The sequence below is a fragment of the Parvibaculum sp. genome (assembly GCF_045863935.1).
Taxonomy (GTDB): domain Bacteria; phylum Pseudomonadota; class Alphaproteobacteria; order Parvibaculales; family Parvibaculaceae; genus Parvibaculum.
The window spans coordinates 129,036-147,336 of sequence record NZ_BTVP01000001.1 but is presented as its reverse complement, the minus strand read 5'-3'; the positions used below and the strand labels follow the sequence as shown (position 1 = coordinate 147,336).

The following is an 18,301-nucleotide window of genomic DNA, read 5'->3' as shown; positions in this document are numbered from 1 at the left end:
CCCCGCCACCGAGGCTTTGGCAACAGGAAGAAAGAGGCCCGGCGTCATTTGAGGCCCTATTCCGCTGTCGTGCTTTCCAGCAGGGGGGCATCGCGGGCCTCCTGAGGCGCCTCCGACGGTCCGGCCGCAACCTCGGCCTGCCCCTTCGAAAGGAAGGTGCGAACGGCCGCGGCGCTCTCCGCGGGCACCTCTTCCATCGGAACATGACCGGCATTCTCGAAAATCGCCAGTTCCGCTTGGGGAATACGCTCCTTGAACGCGTAGGCCGCCGAGACGGGAATGAGCCCGTCCTTGTCGCCCCAGATGACGAGCACCTGCACGCCGATTTCGCCAAGCCGCGCCGCGAAAGCCTCCTCGTCGCGCGAGGCGTTGTTTGCAAAGCGCATCCGCGTCGCCTCGCGATTGCCCTCATGCAGCGACAGATCGAAATAGCGCGAGACCATTTCGTCCGTCACCTTCGACTGATCGACGAAAACCTTGCGCACGCCCTCCTCGACCAGCGAGCGCGGCAGCACGTAGCGCATCACCTTGCTGATAACGGGCATGCCTGCGATCTTGAAGGCGAGCGGCACGTCGTCATCGTCGCGCTTCACCGGAATGCCCGCCGCATCGACCAAGATGAGCGCCGACACCTGATCCGGATGCTCAAGCGTATAGAGCGCGGCGACGCCGCCGCCCATCGAATTACCCGCGATCGCAAAACGCTCGACATGGAGCGTACCCATCAGTTCGTGAACGAAGGACGCCATGCCGTCGCGCGTATAATTATCGCCGGGCACGCGCCCCGTCAGCCCGTGCCCCGGCAGGTCCATGCTGATGATACGATAGGTGTCGCCGAGCTCTGCGACCCAGGGTTCCCAGGTATGCAGGGAGGCATTGGAGCCGTGCACAAGCACCAGCACCGGGCCCCCGGGATTGCCCTCGTCGCGCACATGCGCGCTGGCGCTGCTCGGCAAAGTCACAAACTGCGATGCGCCGCCTGCGTACTTGCCGACAAGTTTCTCGCGCGGCAAATCGAACTGCACCACCGAGATCACGATCACCGCCAGCGCCAGCAGAACGAGCGTCGCCGTGCCCGCCAATATCCGCTTTACCATTTGCGTTCCCCCTCCCGCCTGTCCTCGCCCTTGTCGTCCTCGCCCTCATCGTCCGGACCGGGATCGTCGGGCAGGGGCGGCTGGAAGGCAAGCACCTCGCTCGCATTCCCGGCTTCTTCAAGCGCGCGGACCGTGTCGACGGCAGCTTCCGGTGCCTCTTCCTTCTCGGCCGGAGCGACGCTTTCCTCGGCTTTCCCGGCAACTGCGGGAACCTCCTCCTGCGCCAGCACGCCCGATGGCGCCGTCCATTCGAGAGCATCGAATTCGCCGGTGACCGGATTGATCGGAGACCACCTCGCCGAGCGATAGCCGTTGCCCGTCCAGTGCGGATCCTGCGGCGCATGCAGCGCTCGCGTCAGCCAGCCGCGCGCCGCGCCGCGATCGCCATACTCGCCTTCTTCGATCTCCGCCATCAGTTCGCAGACACGTTGCGTAGGCAGCTCGCTCGCCGACGGTCCCGCATGGGGCGCAAGCGCCTCACGCGCCGCCTGCCAATCGCGCGCGCCGATCGCGCCACGGGCGACGAGGATATGGCTCTCGACATTTTCGGGATTGCGTGCAGCAAGGGCTTTCGCGCGTTCTGCGCGCGCATAGCCGCTCTCGTCCTCGATCATGTCGAGCCAGACATCGGCGAGATCCGGGTGCGGCACGGCGCTCCACGCATCCTCGATGAGTTTCATGCCCTTGCGAATGCGGCCCGTCTCCGCGCAGAGCGCGGCGGCAAGCGCGACAGCCGGCACGAAACGCGGTTCGAGCGAAACGGCGTCGAGTGCGAGCTTCGAGGCCTCATCGAGCGCGGGTTTGCGCGCCTCGCCCGTCTGTCCCCGCGCGGCTTCTGCCGCCGTCATCGCGCGCGCCGTGAGCAACACGGCACGGCGGCGGCGTGCATCGTCGCGCGGAATGAGCTTTGCGCTCACCACGCGGTCGAGCGTCTTGAGCGCACCGTCCCAGTCTTCTTCCGCCGCCTCGATCTCGAACACGGCCTGTGCGGCCCAGGGCGTCTGCGGACGCAGGCCGAACGCGCGGCGCGCATAGGCAAGCGCTGCATCGCGGTCGCCCGCCCGGCGCGCCTGAATGAAAAGACCGCGAAGGCCGAGAAATTCCGTCTCCGGTGCAGCGAGCATCTTCTCGAAATGCTTCGTCGCGCCTGCCTCGTCGCCCTCGAGCTGCGCCGCCTGCGCGGCGAGGAGCAACGTGAGAGGCGGTGCATCCAGAAGCTTGTGCGCTTGCGCCGCGTAGCGCTTCGCGTCCTGCGCGTCGCCCGCCGCCACCGCGACCATGCCGCGCGAAAGCGCGAGGAAGCCCTTCTGCTGCCGCCGTTTCTCGAGATAGGCCGAAACGCTTGCCGGCGTCTCGATGAAGCTCACCACGATCCGGTAGGCAAGGAGAACGAGAAATGCCGCAAGCGCCATCGCCCCCACGCCGACGACAAAACTCGTGCGAATTTCGTAGCCGCGCCAATGCATCACGAGCTCGCCCGGATTGTCGGCGAGCCAGATCGCAATGCCGCTGAGCACCGCGACGATCAGGAAGGTGTAGAGCGCGCGCAGCATGGGGATCAGCCCCTCGTCTTTGCAAGTTGCTCCGCAACGCGCGCGCTGAGTTCGCGAACGAGCTTGTCCGTCTTGAGCCGGTCGCTTGCATCCGCAATCCACGGCGCCGCTGCTTCGGCCGCGGGTCCTTCGAGCGTTTCTGCTTCCGCCACCGCACCGGCAAGATCGTGAACCTTCAGCCGTTCTTCCATGCGCGCGACTTTTGCCTCGGTCGTGTCGCCGGAAATCTCGCCTGTGCGGCGGACGGTGATGAGCGATTTGGCATTGGCGGCGAAGCGCGACCACCAGCCGTCTTCACCCGCATGCCGTTCGGCATCGAAAATATTCTGGGCAAGCGTGGGAAAACGCGCTTCGAGCGCAGCGCGCGTCGGCACCCCTGTGGCGGCAGCTTCGGAGAGATCGCCAAGCGCGGGCTCGTCCGGCAAAAAGGCCTTTACGGCGCCGAGCTCCGTTTCGAAGGAACCGGCGCTCTCGGCGGCGCGCGCAAGATTGGCGAGCGCCAGACCGAGCGCGGCACGGGCCGCGGCGTCGGGATCTTCTTCCGCTTGCTCGAGCACGGCAACGCGCTCTTCCATTTTCTGGACGTCGGGTGCGAGCGCGGCGAGACGGAGATCGAGTGCCCGCACCAGCGCGTCGATGCTGCCGACCTGATCCGCGATACCGGCCGGCGGAAGGTTCTGTGACATCTCGCCGACCTTGCCTTCGAGTTCGCGCATCGTGGAGCGCGTGTCGTTGAGCGCCGTTTTGAGTTGCTGCGCATCGGCGGCAAGCGTGTCGATCTGCTCGCGGAGTGCCGCCGCGCTGTTCGGCGTTTCCGACGCTGCGGCGATATCCTTTTCGAGCCGGTCAATACGTTCGCCGAGAGAGGCGATCGTCGCTCCCGTCTCGTTCGCGCGCGCATCGGCTCCGCTTTCCAGCGCAGCGATACGCTGTTCGAAAGCGCCCAGCGCATCCCGGTCTCCCGCTCGCTCGGGCAGGCCGACCGACCAGACGGCCGCAAGCGCGACAGCGGCGCCGCCCAAGCCGGCAATCCCGGCGGCAAGAAAGAGCGGAACGGCGGAGCGCGCCGCTTTCGGACCTTGCGTCTTTTCCGTCCGCCCGCTTTCGGGGTCGCCGCCTTTGGCTTCGGAAACATGTTCGGCCGTGCCTTCGAGGATACGCGGCTCCTTCTGACGCCTCGCCGAACGCGGGGGCGCTTCGCCCTCGGGCTTCAGGTATTCCGCCTGCGTTTCCTCGCCGGGTTCCGATCCGGAGACGTTTTCGCCGTCCTTGCTGCTGTCGTCTGGATTGCTCATCTGAGGCCTTCTGGGGGAATCCGCCGCTTGCGGTCACTATAGAGGCTCAAAGCGCGCGGGTCAGGGCGAAGTTCCGGGAAAATCAGGCAGGCAGAATCAGGCAGGCAGAATACTGAGCAAACCCGCCTGGTCCGGCCGTCGCGCAATTTTCACCGTAAGATATGGAAGAGACTCAAGCGCGGCGGCTACGGCGGGCGACAGACAATAGGCGGCAAGACCCTTCACACAGGCCTCTAGCCCCGCGTCGATGACAAGCGACGCAAAGGCCCGCGCTGTCCGTGGCGAATAGAGGATGACCCCGTCAAGCTTCCCCGCTTCGAGAGCCTCGCGGGCGACGTCGGGCAAAGTGCGCGCCATCGCAGCCTCATAGAGTACGGCCCGCACCACCTGAAATCCTTTTGCGCCGAGCAGCGCCGCAAGATCGCCCGCGACCACGCTTCCCGCCACATGGAGAAGCGGTCCTTTCTCTGGAACGAGAACTTCGGCCACGTGTTCGGCCAGCGTCTCCACATCGCCCCCCGCCGTCTCGACATGAACGAAGCCTGCCGCCCGTGCCGCATCGGCGCTTGCGGCGCCGACGGCAAAGACGGGAAGCTGCAGGAGCGGCTGCGCATTCTTGCGCCGTCCCAGCGCCCGCGCGCCATTCGCGCTGGTGACGAGGAGCGCCTGCCACGCCCCTTCCGGCAAAGGCGCATCGTCCAGAAAGCGGATTGTGAGCAGCGGCGCCATCACCGCCTCATGGCCGAGCGCCGCCAGCGCATCGGCAAGCGGCGTGCTGTCTTCCTCCGGCCGCGTGACGAGCAGGCGCACGAGATCAGACCGTATCGAAGAAATCGGGACCGGCTCGCCCCTTGAGCTCCACGCCAGCATCCTCGCCCAAGGCGACCGCATCGGCGGCAAGGCCTTCCCTTTCCGTCTCGTGGATCTCTCCACCGTCGGGCGTCAGGATCATCGCGCGAAGCCTCATGCGCTCGCCCGTTATTTCGGCGAGAGCCGCAATTGGCGTGCGGCAGGAACCATCGAGAACCGCGAGGCACGCCCGCTCCGCCGCGACGCGAAGCCCCGTTTCCACATGGTGCAGCTTGGCCAGGAGATGTGCGGCCTCGTCATCGGCGATGCGGCGCTCGACGCCGATCGCGCCCTGCGCAACGGCAGGCAGCATGTCTTCGGGCGAGAGCGGCGCGGTGATCTTGTCGGCAAGGCCCATGCGGGTGAGGCCCGCCACTGCGAGAAAGGTTGCATCCGCAACGCCCTCACCGAGCTTTCGAAGCCGCGTATCGACATTGCCGCGGAACGGCACCACTTCGAGGTCAGGCCGTCGTGCCCGCAATTGCGCGGCGCGGCGGAGCGAGGAGGTTCCGACGCGCGCGCCTGCGGGCAATTCGGCGAGCGACCCTGCAGTCAGCGAAATGAAGGCATCGCGCGGATCGGCGCGCTCCAGCAGACAATCGATAATAAGCCCATCGGGCAGCACGGTCGGCATGTCCTTCATCGAATGGACAGCGACATCGATCCGCGCATCGGCCAGTTGCTCTTCGATTTCCTGCGTAAAGAGCCCCTTGCCGCCGATTTCCGACAGGGCGCGGTCCTGCACCCGGTCGCCCGCCGTGCTGATGACGACAATCTCCGTCACCTCCTCGACAGGCGCATGGCTCGCAAGCGCAATACGGCGGGCAACTTCGTTTGCCTGTATCAGGGCGAGCTTCGATCCTCGTGTGCCGATGCGGTAGCGGCGTTGCATGCAGGGTCTCTAAGGTTGTATGCCAGCGGAATATCCCGGGCGGCTCTCAGCCGCCGGGGCTCCTTATAGCCCGTTCGGCCCGCCGATGAGAGAGGGTGCGGGCCTTTTTTCGAGCGTTTCTGTGGCAGAACCTCTGACCATTCTGGGTATCGAGACAAGTTGCGACGAGACCGCCGCCGCCATCGTGCGCTGGCGTGGCCGCGAAACGCCGGGTGAAATTCTCTCCAATGTCGTCTTCTCGCAGATCGAGGAGCACACCCCCTTCGGCGGCGTCGTGCCGGAGATCGCGGCGCGCGCCCATGTCGAACATCTGGACGGGCTCATCGCGCGGGCGCTGAAAGAAGCGGGGTGCGGCTGGGACGACCTCGACGGCATCGCGGCGACGGCGGGGCCGGGGCTGATCGGCGGCGTGATCGTGGGCCTCATGACCGCCAAGGGCATCGCCGCCGCACGCGGGCTTCCCTTCATCGCGCTCAACCATCTCGAAGGCCATGCGCTGACCGTCCGCATGACGGACGCCCTTCCCTTTCCCTATCTGTTGCTGCTCGTCTCCGGCGGCCACAGCCAGCTTCTCGTGGTGGATGGCGTTGGCCGGTATCGCCGTCTTGGCACGACCATCGACGATGCGGTGGGCGAAGCCTTCGACAAGGTCGCGAAGCTGCTGGGGCTCGGTTATCCGGGCGGACCGGCGGTCGAGCGCGCGGCCCGCGACGGCGACCCGTCGCGCTTTTCCCTGCCCCGTCCCATGAAGGGCCGGCCCGGCTACGATTTTTCCTTTTCCGGCCTCAAGACCGCGGTGCGCCAGGCGGCGGAAAGCCTTGGAACCCTGACGGACCGGGACAAGGCCGACATCGCCGCCTCGTTTCAATGCGCGGTCGCGGACGTCCTCTCGGAGCGCACCGAAAACGCGATGGCGCTCGCCAGCGAGGCGATTCCGCCCGGCCACCGCCGCCTCGTCGTCGCGGGCGGCGTTGCAGCCAACATGCTGTTGCGCGAACGATTGATGGTGTCGGCTCACGCATGCGGATACGAATTTGTTGTGCCGCCGCTCAAACTCTGCACGGATAATGGCGCGATGATCGCATGGGCGGGGGCGGAAAGGCTTGCGCTCGGACTGACGGACCCAATCGACGCCGGTCCGCGCGCACGTTGGCCGCTCGATCCCGATGCGGCGCCTGCGCGGGGCGCCGGCGTAAAGGCCTGAGAGGACTTCCCCGAATGAGTTTTCAGCTATCGCTGCTCAACCTGCTGATGCGCTGGCAGGTGAAACGCCGCTTCCGCAAGAATCCCGACGTGCAGCTCCTGCGGCCGGTCATGCTGCAGATGGAGCCGCGCATGTCGAAGCTCCCTGCCGATATCGCGCTCGAAGAGCTGACGCTTGGCGGCGTCGCGGCGGAAAGACTTTCAGCGCCGGGCGCCAGGGAAGGGGCGGCGTTCCTTTATATTCACGGCGGCGGCTTCGTCGCAGGCTCGCCGCGCACGCACCGCCCGCTCACCTGGCGGCTCGCAAAGGACATCGGCATACCCGTCTATGCGATCGATTACCGGCTGGCGCCCGAGCACCCCTATCCTGCCGGTCTCGACGATTGCGTGGCTGCCTATAGGGGCCTCCTTGAGAAGGGCGTCCCCGCGAAATCGATCCTCGTGGGTGGCGATTCCGCTGGCGGCAATCTGACGCTTGCCCTTGCCTTGCGGCTGAAGGCCGAGGGCCTGCACCTGCCGGTAGCGCTGATCTGTCTTTCGCCCGCGACGGATATGACTGCGAGCGGCGAATCCTACAGCACCAACGCCGAAGCCGATTCGCTTTTCGTACCGGAGATCTTCCACAGCCTGAAGCCCGCCTACTTCCCGGACCTCGACGAACGCGACCCGTTCGTCTCGCCGCTCTATGGCGACGTCACGGGCTTTCCGCCCACCCTTTTCCAGGTCGGCGAGAAGGAAATGCTGCGGGACGATTCAATCCGTATGGCGGCATCGCTGAAGGCAGCGGGCGCCGAAACCGCGATCGAGGTCTGGCCGAAAGTCTGGCACGTCTGGCAGCTCAATGCCGACATGCTGCCGGAAGGCCGCGAGGCCATCGCGCATATCGTCCGCTTCGCGAAGCAGCACCTCGCCTGAGACCAAAAAAGAACCCCGCCGCTGGGGGAAGCGGCGGGGCCAAGCGCCCTCCGGGGGGAGGGCTCGGGGATCACCGGGCCTTGCTTGAGGGGAGGGATAAGGCCCGGTCGAGGAAAACTGTGTGTCAGACGATGCGGGCGACGCCCGAGGTCTGCACGATCAGTACGAGCGTGTAGGCCACGAGCAGCGCGGCGGCGGCTTTGGCGACGACGCGCTCCGCGGTCTGGCGGATATTCGGCTTCTGCGTCATGTCGATCTTCCTTCTCGCATCCGGGCGGCAGCGCCGCCGATGTGACGTTCGTTTTGCCGGATCAGGCCGCGTACTGGGCGGCGATCTGGGCGGCGAAGGCCAGCGTGTAGCCGGCGATGGCGAGGGTGATGACGCGGTTCGTCAGCTTGCTGTTCAGATAGGTCATGGCTCGTCTCCTGATGCCGGTGAGCGGGCTTTTTTCCGGGGTCGCCCGCTGACAGGCTGGATGTAGGAGACGCCTGAATGAAAAACAATGAACAAAATCAAAAATATTCAATCGTCAGGATTTATGTTGCCGCACTGCAACACAAACCAGCGCGAAGACACCCTTATTCACGTAAAATCAGTGGCTTAATAGATAGTGCGCCGCAAGCATCGCATTGATGCAATGCAACGGGACCAAGGGGTAATGAAAGAGTCTGGAACGACTCAAGCCTCGACGGAGACTTTTTCCGGGTCGCAGCACGCGGCGCCGGCCCTGAGCCCCGCCACCATAATCTGATAGACGCCTTCGAGCTCTCGTTCGAGCTTGGGTAGCGGCAGGCGGGTGAAGAGCTGCGGGTAGCTGAATTTGAGCGTCGCCGCCTGGATCATCTCCGCCGCGAAATCGGGATCGGGCACGCTGAACTCGCCCGAAAGATTGCCGAGCTCGACGATGCGGCACAGCACCTCGCGTTCGCGCGCCAGCCCCTCATTGTGAAATTCGGGGCGCTCGGCGGTGACGATCTGCGCCATCTCGACAATTTTCGGATCTTCCTCGAGCTTGTGGAAAGTCTCCCGGAGATCGGTGAAGAGGAAGTCGTGGAGCCGCTCCGAAGCGCTGCGTCCCGGTGTCGTCAGGATGCGCGAGAGATCCTCCGCCGTCTGCATCGAAGCCTCGCGGCAGATCGCTTCGGCGATATCGAGCTTGCCCGCAAAATAGCGGTAGAGATTGCCCGGCGACATGTCGCAATCGACGGCAAGCTCGGCCATCGTTGTTTTGGTATAGCCGTAATGCGTGAAGCGGCGTTTGGCCGCCGCGATGATTTTCTGGTGCGGATCGTCTGGAGTGGTCATACACATGATTGTAAGGCGGCGGAGTAAATATTCAACGAATCGTTCAATCGTTAGCTGCCGCCACACGCAAGAGCGCCGGGGAGAGCCATTTTGAGCAATAAATACAACAAGATAGCTGTCGTCGGCGCAGGCGCCTGGGGCACCGCGCTGGCCCAGGTCGCGGCCATGGCGGGACGCGAAGCGGTGCTCTGGGCGCGCGAGCCGGAAGTCGTGGAAAGCGTCAATGGCGCCCATGAAAACCGCCTCTTCCTGCCCGGCATCGCGCTCGACCCGAAGCTGCGCGCGACAGGAGACTTGAGCGAGGCGGCGGAGGCGGACGCGATCCTGATGGTGACGCCGGCGCAGCACATGCGCGGTGTGCTTGAAAAACTGGCGCCCGATGTCGCGGAAGGAAAACCCGTCATGCTCTGCGCCAAGGGCGTCGAGCAATCGACCAATTATCTGCTTACGGAGGTTCTGGCCGAGGCGATGCCGCAGGCGATGCCCGCCGTCCTCTCCGGTCCGAGCTTTGCGGCCGAGGTCGCGCGTGGGTTACCGACGGCGGTGACGCTTGCCTGCGAGGACGAGGAGGTGGCCGAAGCGCTCGGCAACGCGATCGGCCTGCCGACGTTCCGCCCCTATTATTCATCCGACCTCATCGGCGCGGAGATCGGCGGCGCGGTGAAGAACGTGCTCGCGATCGGCTGCGGCATCGTGGAGGGAAAGAAGTTCGGCGACAGCGCGCGCGCCGCACTCACCACCCGCGGCTTCGCGGAACTGGCCAGGCTCGGCCTTGCGATGGGCGCGCATATGGAAACGCTCGCCGGTCTCTCCGGTCTCGGCGATCTGATCCTCACCTGCAACTCGCCGAAGTCGCGCAACATGTCGCTCGGCATCGCGCTTGGCGAGGGCAAGACGCTCGAGGAGGTGATGGGCGCGCGCAACTCGGTGAGCGAAGGCGTGCACTCGGCAACCGCCGTCATTGCGCTTGCGCGAAAATACGATATTGAAATGCCGATCGCCGAAGCGGTCGCCGCTATCGTGACGGCGAAGGCGACGGTCGACGATGTGATCGCCGCGCTTCTCGCCCGCCCCTTCCGCGCCGAAAACTGACGCCAGAAACGGAAACACCGAATGCTCTTCTGCCTCGTCTGCACCGACAAACCGGACGCGCTGGACCTGCGCCTCGCCAATCGCGACGCGCATCTGAAATACTGGAAGGAAACCGGCCGCCTGAAGATCGCAGGGCCCTTCACGAATGACGACCAGAGCGTGATGAACGGTTCGCTCATCGTCATTGAGGCCGCAGACAAGGCCGAAGCGGAAACGCTCGCCGCAAGCGATCCCTACAAGACGGCCGGCCTTTTCCAGAGCACGGAGATTCGCGCCTGGAAGTGGGTCCTCGGCGCACCGGAATAGGCGGAGACAAACGCGATGGCCTATTGGCTTTTCAAATCCGAACCCTCCACCTGGTCATGGGACGACCAGAAAAAGAAGGGCGCGAAGGGCGAACCCTGGAACGGCGTTCGCAACTACCAGGCGAACAACAACATGAAGGCGATGAAAAAGGGCGACCTCGGTTTCTTCTACCATTCGGTGGATGAGAAACGGATCGTCGGCATCGTGCGCGTGATCGGCGAACACCGCCCCGACCCGACGGACGAGAAGGGAAAGTTCGGCCTTGTCGTGATCGAGGCGGTGGAAGACATGCCGAAGCCCGTGACGCTGGACGATGTGAAGAAGGAGCCAGCACTTCACGAGATGGTGCTCGCCAACAATTCGCGCCTCTCCGTGCAGCCCGTGCGCGAGGAGGAATGGAAACTCGTCTGCAAGATGGGCGGGCTGAAGAAGGCGCCGTGAGGAAACGCGGCGATCCACTTCCGGGCACGGCACTCTGCGCGCTGGACGAGATCGACGAGCCGGGCGCGAAGGGACTGGCGTCGGGCGAAGGCACATCGCGCCTCGACATCTTCCTTATACGGAAGGATGGCGCCGTCTACGCCTATCTCAATCGCTGCCCGCATGCCGCGACACGCCTCGACAACTGGCCGGACAGGTTTCTCACGCAGGACGAGACACAAATTCTCTGCGGCAATCACGCAGCACTTTTCCGCATCGAGGACGGGTTCTGCACGAGCGGGCCTTGCGCGGGGAAGAGCCTGGAGGCGGTGCCTGTCGAGGTGAAGGACGGCATGGTGCGGATCGCCGCTTAATCCCCGGCGCCGGGGATAAAGCGGGGCGACTGTCATCGAAATGTCATCGAAACGTCACGAATGGATTTCGGACGCTTCGAGGTGACGATGAGAGAGACGGCGCGGTCTCTTTCCCTGTCACCGTCACCACTCTCGATTGCCGCGACTTATCCCCGCCGTGGCACAAGGGAGACGGAGTTGTCCCCGCTGTGGCACGCGGGTGACCCCGGCTTTCGCCGGGACAAGCGGCGAGAAAAGTAATCCCCGTCTTTCTTTCGTCCTTGCGAGCGCCTGCAAGACGCGAAGAGGGGGAGGGTGGTCCAGATGTCAACTTGCTGTATAAGACGTATACAGACGAAAGAAGAGGAAGCTCATGACAAGCCGGCGCGAAACGCAGTCGACCATTGCCCTGTGGGGCGAGGAGACATTCGGTCCGGTGAGCGATCCCGCTGCGCTCGCAAGGCGCGCAAGCATCGAGATGGAGGAACTCATCGAGGCGCTGGAGAAGGGCGACACCGAAGAGGCCGCGCGCGAGACGGCAGACGTTCTCATTCTTCTCAACCGGCTCGGCACCACGCTCGGCTTCGATCTTCTGGAAGCTGTCGATGCGAAGATGAAGGTGAACCGCGCCCGCCACTGGGTTCCGGCCGGCGACGGAACGGGCAGGCATGTGGGCTAGGAGGCGGGCGCACTCCCCGCCAGCCGCTCATAAAGCGCCGCATTTCTCCGGAGACTTTCGCAGAAACATTCCAGAACTTCCGGCCTGCACCCCGAACAACCGGCAACGTCCCTCTTTGTACTGAGGATTTTCTCTTTCATTTCGATATCCTCCCGCTGCACCGCCTGAACCAGTCGGAGAGCGCCATTTCTTTCATCTCGCCCGAAGCCAGCCGAATAAAGGTTTCGTACTTTTCGGTGGCGCTGGCGTCGAGCCGGTATCCGTTCAGGCGAAGGAAGGTCAGCGCCGCGACATAGGCGGTGCGCTTGTTTCCATCCACGAAGGGGTGATTGGTCGCGATGCCATAAGCGTAGGCCGCTGCCAGATCGAAGAGGTCGGGCTCTTCATAGGCGAATTTATTGAGTGGCCTGTTAAGCGCGGAATCGAGAAGCCCTTCGTCACGCATGCCCGCGCCGCCGCCATGTTCCGCCAGTTGGCGTGAATGGAAAGCGAGAACGGCATTGCGAAGCAGCCAAACAGGTTCGGGGCGATCGGCCATCCGCCGTTACTTCGCAAGCGCCTTTAGCACATCCCGGTCTTCACGCATGACGGCTTCGGCGGCTTCAAGTTGTTCCGCCATTGCCGGATCATAGGGCGTCAGCATGTAGCCATCCGGCGTCTCGATGAGAAAGAGATTGTCGCCCTTGGATGCATGCAGACGCTCGAGCACCGCCTTTGGCAGGGCGACGCCGACGGAATTGCCGATCTGCGTAAGCTTGAGCGAAATCATGACCAGGGTCTCCGGCTGTCAAAGAGGACGGAAGAACGTTATAACGAACGTATTAACGTTTCAAGTCCCTTGGCTAACCCCTTACGCCGCCTCGAATTTCCGGAAATCCGCGATCAGGCCCTCGACCGAAAGGGCGATGAGCTTCTCGCCATCCGCCGGGTCGGCGAGAGAGGGGTCCGAGCCGATGCGCCCATCGGGGAAGGCGGCGCGGTAGCTTTCGGCGTCCGTGTAGCGGCCCCAGGGCGCGACCTTCGGCGACATCCCGATGTCTTTGATCGCGTGGGGATGGAGGAACTGCGTGACCGCGATCTCGGACGGCGTCGCATGGACGCCATGCGCCGAGCCGTAGCGCTGCTGGCAGAACGCCATGACGGGCTTGAAGTCCCACCAGTTCGCGCGCCTGCACTTCACCGGGCCGCGATTGGAAGCGGCGGCGCCGAGCGAGCGGTCGGCATAGATTTCCGAAAAGGCCGCCTCGATGGTCGCGACATTGCCGCCATGCCCGTTGAAAAAATAGATGCGCTCGAAACCGTGCCGCGAGAGCGAGGAGACCCAGTCGTGGATCGCGGCGATCATGGTGGAGGGGCGGAGCGTCATCGTGCCGGGAAAGGCGAGGTGGTGCTGGGCGATGCCGACATTGAAGGTGGGGCCAACGAGGAAGCCCGCTTCCGCACCCGCGCGGCTCGCGATGGCTTCCGGGCAGATGGCATCGGTGCCGATGAGGCCGGAAGGCCCGTGCTGCTCCGTCGAGCCGACGGGGATCACGATCCCTCTCGACTTTTCAAGATAGGCCTCGATCTCCGGCCAGCTCGAATGATGCAGCAGCATGGGGAGAGCATAGGGGAGAAGGGAGAGAATGTGGAATCGGGGGATTTGCTCCCTCCGTCCCTCCATCATGTCACCCCCGGGCTTGACCCGGGGGTCCAGAAGGCGCGTGAAACGCGCCGTCTCTTTTCACGAAGGAAGCTGACGAAGAGGAATGCGCCTTCGGCGCCTCCTGGATTGCCGGGTCAAGCCCGGCAAAGACAAGAGTGAGAGGATCGGTGCCGCTGGGCGGGGTCGAGCAAGGCGCCGCCTGCTAGCGCCAAAGCTTCAATGTCACCAGTACGAGGAACGAAATGAGCGCCAAAACTCTGTATACCCTCCGTACCTTTCTGGCGGATTCAATAGCGCGAATGCCGCTTCGCGTGAAATGCTCCGGGCTCGGCTCCCCCTTATAAACGTTGTACTTCGCGGGGCACGATTCCACCTGCCATCGTCTCGTCCCGGGCATTGTGGAACGAGACGCGAGTTCAAACAGAACACCTGCAATCGCTTCCGAGATAAAATACCCGCCGACCAAGACAATAAAGGACAATGCAATCATGCGCTGCGCCACTGGCATTGTTGAGCCATGTCAATCTACCACCGCACAACGTTCGAACCAAATTGATGGTCGTCTCCATGAAGCTTGCTGTTCATGACGCATAGCACCAACGAACCTTCCTACAATCGTCTTGCCCGGGCCCTCCTTTGAACTCCAAGAAGGCCGGGCATGACGTATTTTATTTGAACGACTTTCTTTTGTATCCGCAGCGGCGCTACAACCTCCCCCATGCACATCCACCGCGCGAGCGAAGACGACTGGCAGGAGATCGCGGAGATATTTCTCGCCGCGCGCAGGACCATGACTTATCTGAACGCCGGCCTGCACAGCGACGCGGAGACGCGGCTCTTCATCCGCCGCATGGTGAAGCGGAGCGAGGTCTGGGTGGCGGAGCAGGGCGGCGAGATCATGGGCTTTGCTGCGCTTGCCCGGGAAGAGGACGGCGACTGGCTCCACCATCTCTATGTCGACCCGCCCGCGCATAACGCAGGGGCAGGCACCCTCCTTCTCGCCAGGGCGAAGGAGGAGATGCCGAAAGGCTTTTCCCTCTGGACGTTTCAGGCCAATCTCGGCGCCCGGCGCTTCTATGAGCGCCACGGACTGACCGAGACGCGCCGCACCAGAGGCGCGGACAATGAGGAATGTCTGCCCGACATATTGTATGAGTGGCGCCCGTAAAGAGGTGCCATGCAGAACAAGAAGACGACGAGCGGGGAAATGCGTTGAGCGACCAGGCGAACGAAAAGAAGAGCAAGACCCTCGAAACCGAGAACAAGGGCCCGCTGAAAGGCGTGCGCATCGTCGATCTCACCGCCGTCGTCTTCGGCGCCTATGCGACGCAGATCCTGGGCGACATGGGCGCGGACGTGATCAAGGTGGAAGCGCCCTCGCCGACCGGCGGCGGCGGCGCGGGCGGCGACATCATGCGCTGGCCGGGGCACATGCCCGAAGGCGCGGCGCCGGACCTCGGCCCCATCTTCCTCACCATCAACCGCAACAAGCGCTCCGTGCTGCTCGACCTCGGCACGAAAGAGGGCCGCGAGGCGCTGCTGAAGATCGTCGCCACCGCCGATGTGCTCACCTCCAACATCCGCTATGCGGCGATGAAGAAGCTCGGCCTCGCTTATGAAGACGTGAAGGCGGTGAAGCCCGACATCATTTTCGTGCATGCGGCAGGCTATGGCTCGGACGGGCCTTACGCAGGCCTGCCGGCTTACGACGACCTCATTCAGGCAGGCTCGGGCGCGGCGGACCTGCTCGGCCGCATGGATGGCGACCCGAAGCCCCGCTATATTCCGACCATCATGGCGGACAAGGTGTCGGGATTGTTCATGGTGCAGGCGGTGACGGCGGCGCTCTTCCACAAGGAGCGGACCGGCGAAGGGCAGTTCGTGGAAGTGCCGATGCTCGAAGCCGTTACCTCCTTCGTGCTCGCCGAACATTTCTACGACCATGTCTACGATCCGCCGACGGGCCAGTGGACCTATGGCCGCATCACCAATCCGGACCGCCGCCCCTATCGCACCAAGGACGGGCATATCGGCCTGTTGCCTTATTCCGACAAGCAGTGGGAACAGTTCTTCGAGCTGGCAGGCCGCCGCGACGACTACATCAACGATCCGCGCTTCAACAACTACAAGGCGCGCACCGTCCATATCCGCGAGCTCTATGCGATGATCGAGGAGACGACGGAGACGAAGACGACGGAGGAATGGCTGGCGCTGTTGAAGCCGCTGTCGATCCCTGCCGTGAAGATGAACCGGCTGGACGATCTGCAGGACGATCCGCATCTGAAGGCGGTCGATTTCTTCGCCCGCTACGACCACCCGCATGCCGGGCCCTATTTCGCGCTGAAGCCGCCGGTGCGTTTCAGCGAGAGCCCCTCCAGCATTCGCCGCCACCCGCCGCGCCTCGGCGAGCAGACGGAAGAGGTGCTCCGGGAAGCGGGGATGAGCGCGGATGAGATCGCGGCGCTTGCCGGAGATGCCGCGAAGGGGTGACGTAACGCCTTCTCTTGCCCCCTCCTCCTGCGGGAAAGAAGGAAGAAAGACAGGCGCGCCTTGTTCCCGTCACGCGCGGCGGACATAATGGGAAAAACGAAAACACACGCGCCTTTCAGGGAGACCTCCATGTCCGACGACCTGTTCCCCGTTCCCGCCGAGTGGAAGAAGCGCGCCATCGTGGATGCGGAGAAATACCGCAACATGTACGAGGCGAGCGTGAACGACCCGGAGAGCTTCTGGCGGCGCGAGGGGCTCCGGATCGACTGGATGAAGCCCTATACGAAGGTCAAGAACACGAGCTTCGATCCGCATAACGTCTCGATCAAGTGGTTCGAGGACGGGACGCTCAACGCGAGCGTGAACTGCGTGGACCGGCATCTGGCCGAACGCGGCGACCAGGTCGCGATCATCTGGGAGGGCGACGAGCCAACGGATCACAAGTCGATCACCTACAGGGAACTTCACGGGGAAGTCTGCCGCTTTGCCAATGTGCTGAAAGCCCAAGGCGTGAAGAAGGGCGACCGCGTCACGATCTACATGCCGATGATCCCGGAAGCGGCCTACGCCATGCTCGCCTGCACGCGCATCGGCGCGATCCATTCCGTCGTCTTCGGCGGCTTCTCGCCGGACAGCCTTGCCGGCCGCATCGCCGACTGCGCGTCGAACTGCGTCATCACCGCGGATGAAGGCCTGCGCGGCGGACGCAAGATTCCGCTGAAAGCCAATACCGACGAGGCGCTGAAGAAGTGCCCGGACGTCACGAGCGTCATCGTCGTGAAGCGCACCGGCGGCAGCGTCAACATGGAGAAGGGCCGCGACGTCTGGTATGGCGAAGAAGCGGCGAAGGTTTCCGCCGAATGCGCGCCGGAAGAAATGAGCGCGGAAGACCCGCTCTTCATTCTGTATACGTCGGGTTCGACCGGCAAGCCCAAGGGCGTGCTGCACACGACCGGCGGCTACATGGTCTATGCGTCGATGACGCATAAATATGTCTTCGACTATCAGGACGGCGACATCTACTGGTGCACGGCCGATGTGGGCTGGGTGACGGGACACAGCTACATCGTCTATGGGCCGCTCGCGAACGGCGCGACGACGCTGATGTTCGAGGGCGTGCCGAATTATCCCGACGCCTCGCGCTGCTGGCAGGTGATCGACAAGCACGACGTCAACATCTTCTACACCGCGCCGACCGCGCTCCGCGCGCTGATGCGCGAGGGCGATGCGCCGGTGAAGAAGACGAGCCGCAAGTCGCTGCGCCTGCTGGGCTCGGTCGGCGAACCGATCAATCCCGAAGCCTGGCTCTGGTATCACCGCGTGGTGGGCGACGGGCGCTGCCCGATCGTCGATACATGGTGGCAGACGGAAACGGGCGGCATCCTGATTTCGCCGCTGCCGGGCGCGACGGCCTTGAAGCCCGGCTCGGCGACGCGGCCCTTCTTCGGCGTGAAGCCCGTGGTGGTCGATACCGAGGGGAAGGTGCTCGAAGGCGCGACGGCGGGAAATCTCTGCATCGACGATAGCTGGCCCGGCCAGATGCGCACCGTCTATGGCGATCACCAGCGCTTCGTCGAGACCTATTTCATCCAGTATCCCGGCCGCTACTTCACCGGCGACGGCTGCCGCCGCGACGCGGACGGCTATTACTGGATCACGGGCCGCGTGGACGATGTGCTGAACGTGTCGGGCCACCGCATGGGCACGGCGGAAGTCGAAAGCGCGCTTGTGGCTCACGCAAAAGTCGCCGAAGCCGCCGTCGTCGGCTATCCGCACGACATCAAGGGCCAGGGCATCTATGCCTATGTGACGCTGAACGCGGGCGAGGAACCGTCGGAAGAACTGCGCAAGGAACTCGTGGCCTGGGTCCGGAAGGAAATCGGCCCCATCGCCTCGCCGGACCTGATCCAGTTTTCGCCGGGCCTGCCGAAAACGCGTTCCGGCAAGATCATGCGGCGCATCCTGCGCAAGATCGCGGAGGACGATTTCTCCAATCTCGGCGACACCTCGACGCTCGCCGATCCGGGCGTGGTCGACGATCTCGTGCATAACCGGCAGAACAAGGCGGGGTAGCATATATAGTAAATAGGGGGCTAAAGTGCCCCCTATTCTGTTGACCTGTCGACGATACAGCGATTTACCGACAGATGAGACGGATATGTTGACGCCTCGGACATATTGTCCGAACATGTCGATAAATTCGGGA

General features: G+C 63.8%; 21 protein-coding genes. 11 read left to right on the top strand and 10 right to left on the bottom strand.

The annotated features are described in order from the left end of the window. Window positions 1–56 precede the first annotated feature (56 nt). The 5 genes from ACKUUH_RS00780 to hemC all read right to left on the bottom strand — a co-directional run bounded on the left by ACKUUH_RS00780 (window position 57) and on the right by hemC (window position 5,686). On the bottom strand, window positions 57–1,097 hold the full coding sequence (locus ACKUUH_RS00780; protein ID WP_407947934.1) for an alpha/beta fold hydrolase: 1,041 nt from the start codon (window positions 1,095–1,097) through the stop codon (window positions 57–59). Next, on the bottom strand, window positions 1,091–2,650 hold the full coding sequence (locus ACKUUH_RS00775; RefSeq protein WP_407947933.1) for a heme biosynthesis protein HemY: 1,560 nt from the start codon (window positions 2,648–2,650) through the stop codon (window positions 1,091–1,093). The genes ACKUUH_RS00780 and ACKUUH_RS00775 overlap by 7 nt, the downstream gene beginning before the upstream one ends. Window positions 2,651–2,655: 5 nt before the next feature. Beyond that, window positions 2,656–3,945, bottom strand: a complete 1,290-nt coding sequence (locus tag ACKUUH_RS00770; RefSeq protein WP_407947932.1) for a COG4223 family protein — start codon at window positions 3,943–3,945, stop codon at window positions 2,656–2,658. Window positions 3,946–4,041: 96 nt separating this feature from the next. Then, window positions 4,042–4,755, bottom strand: coding sequence for a uroporphyrinogen-III synthase (locus ACKUUH_RS00765; protein ID WP_407947931.1), 714 nt, complete (start codon window positions 4,753–4,755; stop codon window positions 4,042–4,044). A 4-nt stretch (window positions 4,756–4,759) separates the two neighbouring features. Then, on the bottom strand, window positions 4,760–5,686 hold the full coding sequence (gene hemC, locus ACKUUH_RS00760) for a hydroxymethylbilane synthase (protein WP_407947930.1): 927 nt from the start codon (window positions 5,684–5,686) through the stop codon (window positions 4,760–4,762). Window positions 5,687–5,819: 133 nt separating this feature from the next. On the opposite strand from hemC, the gene tsaD reads away from it, so the two are divergent. Together tsaD and ACKUUH_RS00750 are read left to right on the top strand one after the other, a co-directional pair. Beyond that, complete coding sequence (gene tsaD / locus ACKUUH_RS00755; RefSeq protein WP_407948017.1) at window positions 5,820–6,890, top strand: tRNA (adenosine(37)-N6)-threonylcarbamoyltransferase complex transferase subunit TsaD; 1,071 nt, start codon at window positions 5,820–5,822, stop codon at window positions 6,888–6,890. Window positions 6,891–6,904: 14 nt separating this feature from the next. Continuing rightward, window positions 6,905–7,804 (top strand): alpha/beta hydrolase, encoded by a 900-nt coding sequence (locus ACKUUH_RS00750; RefSeq protein ID WP_407947929.1) that lies wholly within the window; start codon window positions 6,905–6,907, stop codon window positions 7,802–7,804. Between the two features lie 124 nt (window positions 7,805–7,928). Here ACKUUH_RS00750 and ACKUUH_RS00745 read toward each other — a convergent pair whose 3' ends face one another. After that, the gene (locus ACKUUH_RS00745; protein ID WP_407947928.1) at window positions 7,929–8,054 is read right to left on the bottom strand and encodes a hypothetical protein; all 126 of its coding nucleotides are present in this window, start codon (window positions 8,052–8,054) and stop codon (window positions 7,929–7,931) included. 243 nt (window positions 8,055–8,297) lie between these two features. Between ACKUUH_RS00745 and ACKUUH_RS00740 the strand changes: the two genes are divergently transcribed. Beyond that, complete coding sequence (locus ACKUUH_RS00740) at window positions 8,298–8,438, top strand: hypothetical protein (RefSeq protein ID WP_407947927.1); 141 nt, start codon at window positions 8,298–8,300, stop codon at window positions 8,436–8,438. Window positions 8,439–8,483: 45 nt separating this feature from the next. Here ACKUUH_RS00740 and ACKUUH_RS00735 read toward each other — a convergent pair whose 3' ends face one another. Then, complete coding sequence (locus ACKUUH_RS00735) at window positions 8,484–9,110, bottom strand: TetR/AcrR family transcriptional regulator (protein ID WP_407947926.1); 627 nt, start codon at window positions 9,108–9,110, stop codon at window positions 8,484–8,486. Window positions 9,111–9,200: 90 nt separating this feature from the next. Between ACKUUH_RS00735 and ACKUUH_RS00730 the strand changes: the two genes are divergently transcribed. The 5 genes from ACKUUH_RS00730 to ACKUUH_RS00710 all read left to right on the top strand — a co-directional run bounded on the left by ACKUUH_RS00730 (window position 9,201) and on the right by ACKUUH_RS00710 (window position 11,960). Beyond that, the gene (locus ACKUUH_RS00730) at window positions 9,201–10,202 is read left to right on the top strand and encodes an NAD(P)H-dependent glycerol-3-phosphate dehydrogenase (RefSeq protein ID WP_407947925.1); all 1,002 of its coding nucleotides are present in this window, start codon (window positions 9,201–9,203) and stop codon (window positions 10,200–10,202) included. A 21-nt stretch (window positions 10,203–10,223) separates the two neighbouring features. Further along, complete coding sequence (locus ACKUUH_RS00725) at window positions 10,224–10,508, top strand: YciI family protein (protein ID WP_407947924.1); 285 nt, start codon at window positions 10,224–10,226, stop codon at window positions 10,506–10,508. A 15-nt stretch (window positions 10,509–10,523) separates the two neighbouring features. Further along, window positions 10,524–10,949 carry an EVE domain-containing protein gene (locus ACKUUH_RS00720; RefSeq protein WP_407947923.1) on the top strand — a complete coding sequence of 142 codons (426 nt, stop codon included), beginning with the start codon at window positions 10,524–10,526 and terminating at the stop codon, window positions 10,947–10,949. After that, complete coding sequence (locus ACKUUH_RS00715) at window positions 10,946–11,302, top strand: Rieske (2Fe-2S) protein (RefSeq protein WP_407947922.1); 357 nt, start codon at window positions 10,946–10,948, stop codon at window positions 11,300–11,302. Before ACKUUH_RS00720 ends, ACKUUH_RS00715 begins: the two co-directional genes overlap by 4 nt. Before the next feature lie 352 nt (window positions 11,303–11,654). Beyond that, window positions 11,655–11,960 (top strand): MazG-like family protein, encoded by a 306-nt coding sequence (locus ACKUUH_RS00710; RefSeq protein WP_407947921.1) that lies wholly within the window; start codon window positions 11,655–11,657, stop codon window positions 11,958–11,960. A 136-nt stretch (window positions 11,961–12,096) separates the two neighbouring features. Here the strand turns inward: ACKUUH_RS00710 and ACKUUH_RS00705 are convergent, their stop codons facing one another. From ACKUUH_RS00705 to ACKUUH_RS00695, 3 genes are all read right to left on the bottom strand, one after another. After that, entirely contained in the window at window positions 12,097–12,498 is a 402-nt protein-coding gene (locus tag ACKUUH_RS00705) for a type II toxin-antitoxin system death-on-curing family toxin (RefSeq protein ID WP_407947920.1), read from the bottom strand. Window positions 12,499–12,504: 6 nt separating this feature from the next. Beyond that, on the bottom strand, window positions 12,505–12,729 hold the full coding sequence (locus ACKUUH_RS00700; protein ID WP_407947919.1) for an AbrB/MazE/SpoVT family DNA-binding domain-containing protein: 225 nt from the start codon (window positions 12,727–12,729) through the stop codon (window positions 12,505–12,507). Window positions 12,730–12,810: 81 nt separating this feature from the next. Then, the gene (locus ACKUUH_RS00695; protein ID WP_407947918.1) at window positions 12,811–13,557 is read right to left on the bottom strand and encodes a creatininase family protein; all 747 of its coding nucleotides are present in this window, start codon (window positions 13,555–13,557) and stop codon (window positions 12,811–12,813) included. Between the two features lie 766 nt (window positions 13,558–14,323). On the opposite strand from ACKUUH_RS00695, the gene ACKUUH_RS00690 reads away from it, so the two are divergent. The 3 genes from ACKUUH_RS00690 (at window position 14,324) to acs (ending at window position 18,168) form a co-directional block, all read left to right on the top strand. Next, complete coding sequence (locus ACKUUH_RS00690; RefSeq protein WP_407947917.1) at window positions 14,324–14,773, top strand: N-acetyltransferase family protein; 450 nt, start codon at window positions 14,324–14,326, stop codon at window positions 14,771–14,773. Window positions 14,774–14,817: 44 nt separating this feature from the next. After that, window positions 14,818–16,095 (top strand): CaiB/BaiF CoA transferase family protein, encoded by a 1,278-nt coding sequence (locus ACKUUH_RS00685; RefSeq protein ID WP_407947916.1) that lies wholly within the window; start codon window positions 14,818–14,820, stop codon window positions 16,093–16,095. A 129-nt stretch (window positions 16,096–16,224) separates the two neighbouring features. Then, window positions 16,225–18,168: an acetate--CoA ligase gene (gene acs / locus ACKUUH_RS00680; protein WP_407947915.1), complete on the top strand. Its 1,944-nt coding sequence runs from the start codon at window positions 16,225–16,227 to the stop codon at window positions 18,166–18,168. Window positions 18,169–18,301 lie beyond the last annotated feature (133 nt).

Coding starts and splice junctions, on each gene's coding strand:
- ACKUUH_RS00780 (WP_407947934.1), bottom strand. CDS start 1,097: ATGGTAAAGCGGATATTGGCGGGCACGGCGACGCTCGTTCTGCTGGCG.
- ACKUUH_RS00775 (WP_407947933.1), bottom strand. CDS start 2,650: ATGCTGCGCGCGCTCTACACCTTCCTGATCGTCGCGGTGCTCAGCGGC.
- ACKUUH_RS00770 (WP_407947932.1), bottom strand. CDS start 3,945: ATGAGCAATCCAGACGACAGCAGCAAGGACGGCGAAAACGTCTCCGGA.
- hemC (WP_407947930.1), bottom strand. CDS start 5,686: ATGCAACGCCGCTACCGCATCGGCACACGAGGATCGAAGCTCGCCCTG.
- ACKUUH_RS00750 (WP_407947929.1), top strand. CDS start 6,905: ATGAGTTTTCAGCTATCGCTGCTCAACCTGCTGATGCGCTGGCAGGTG.
- ACKUUH_RS00745 (WP_407947928.1), bottom strand. CDS start 8,054: ATGACGCAGAAGCCGAATATCCGCCAGACCGCGGAGCGCGTCGTCGCC.
- ACKUUH_RS00740 (WP_407947927.1), top strand. CDS start 8,298: ATGAAAAACAATGAACAAAATCAAAAATATTCAATCGTCAGGATTTAT.
- ACKUUH_RS00735 (WP_407947926.1), bottom strand. CDS start 9,110: ATGACCACTCCAGACGATCCGCACCAGAAAATCATCGCGGCGGCCAAA.
- ACKUUH_RS00725 (WP_407947924.1), top strand. CDS start 10,224: ATGCTCTTCTGCCTCGTCTGCACCGACAAACCGGACGCGCTGGACCTG.
- ACKUUH_RS00720 (WP_407947923.1), top strand. CDS start 10,524: ATGGCCTATTGGCTTTTCAAATCCGAACCCTCCACCTGGTCATGGGAC.
- ACKUUH_RS00710 (WP_407947921.1), top strand. CDS start 11,655: ATGACAAGCCGGCGCGAAACGCAGTCGACCATTGCCCTGTGGGGCGAG.
- ACKUUH_RS00705 (WP_407947920.1), bottom strand. CDS start 12,498: ATGGCCGATCGCCCCGAACCTGTTTGGCTGCTTCGCAATGCCGTTCTC.
- ACKUUH_RS00700 (WP_407947919.1), bottom strand. CDS start 12,729: ATGATTTCGCTCAAGCTTACGCAGATCGGCAATTCCGTCGGCGTCGCC.
- ACKUUH_RS00695 (WP_407947918.1), bottom strand. CDS start 13,557: ATGCTGCTGCATCATTCGAGCTGGCCGGAGATCGAGGCCTATCTTGAA.
- ACKUUH_RS00690 (WP_407947917.1), top strand. CDS start 14,324: ATGCACATCCACCGCGCGAGCGAAGACGACTGGCAGGAGATCGCGGAG.
- acs (WP_407947915.1), top strand. CDS start 16,225: ATGTCCGACGACCTGTTCCCCGTTCCCGCCGAGTGGAAGAAGCGCGCC.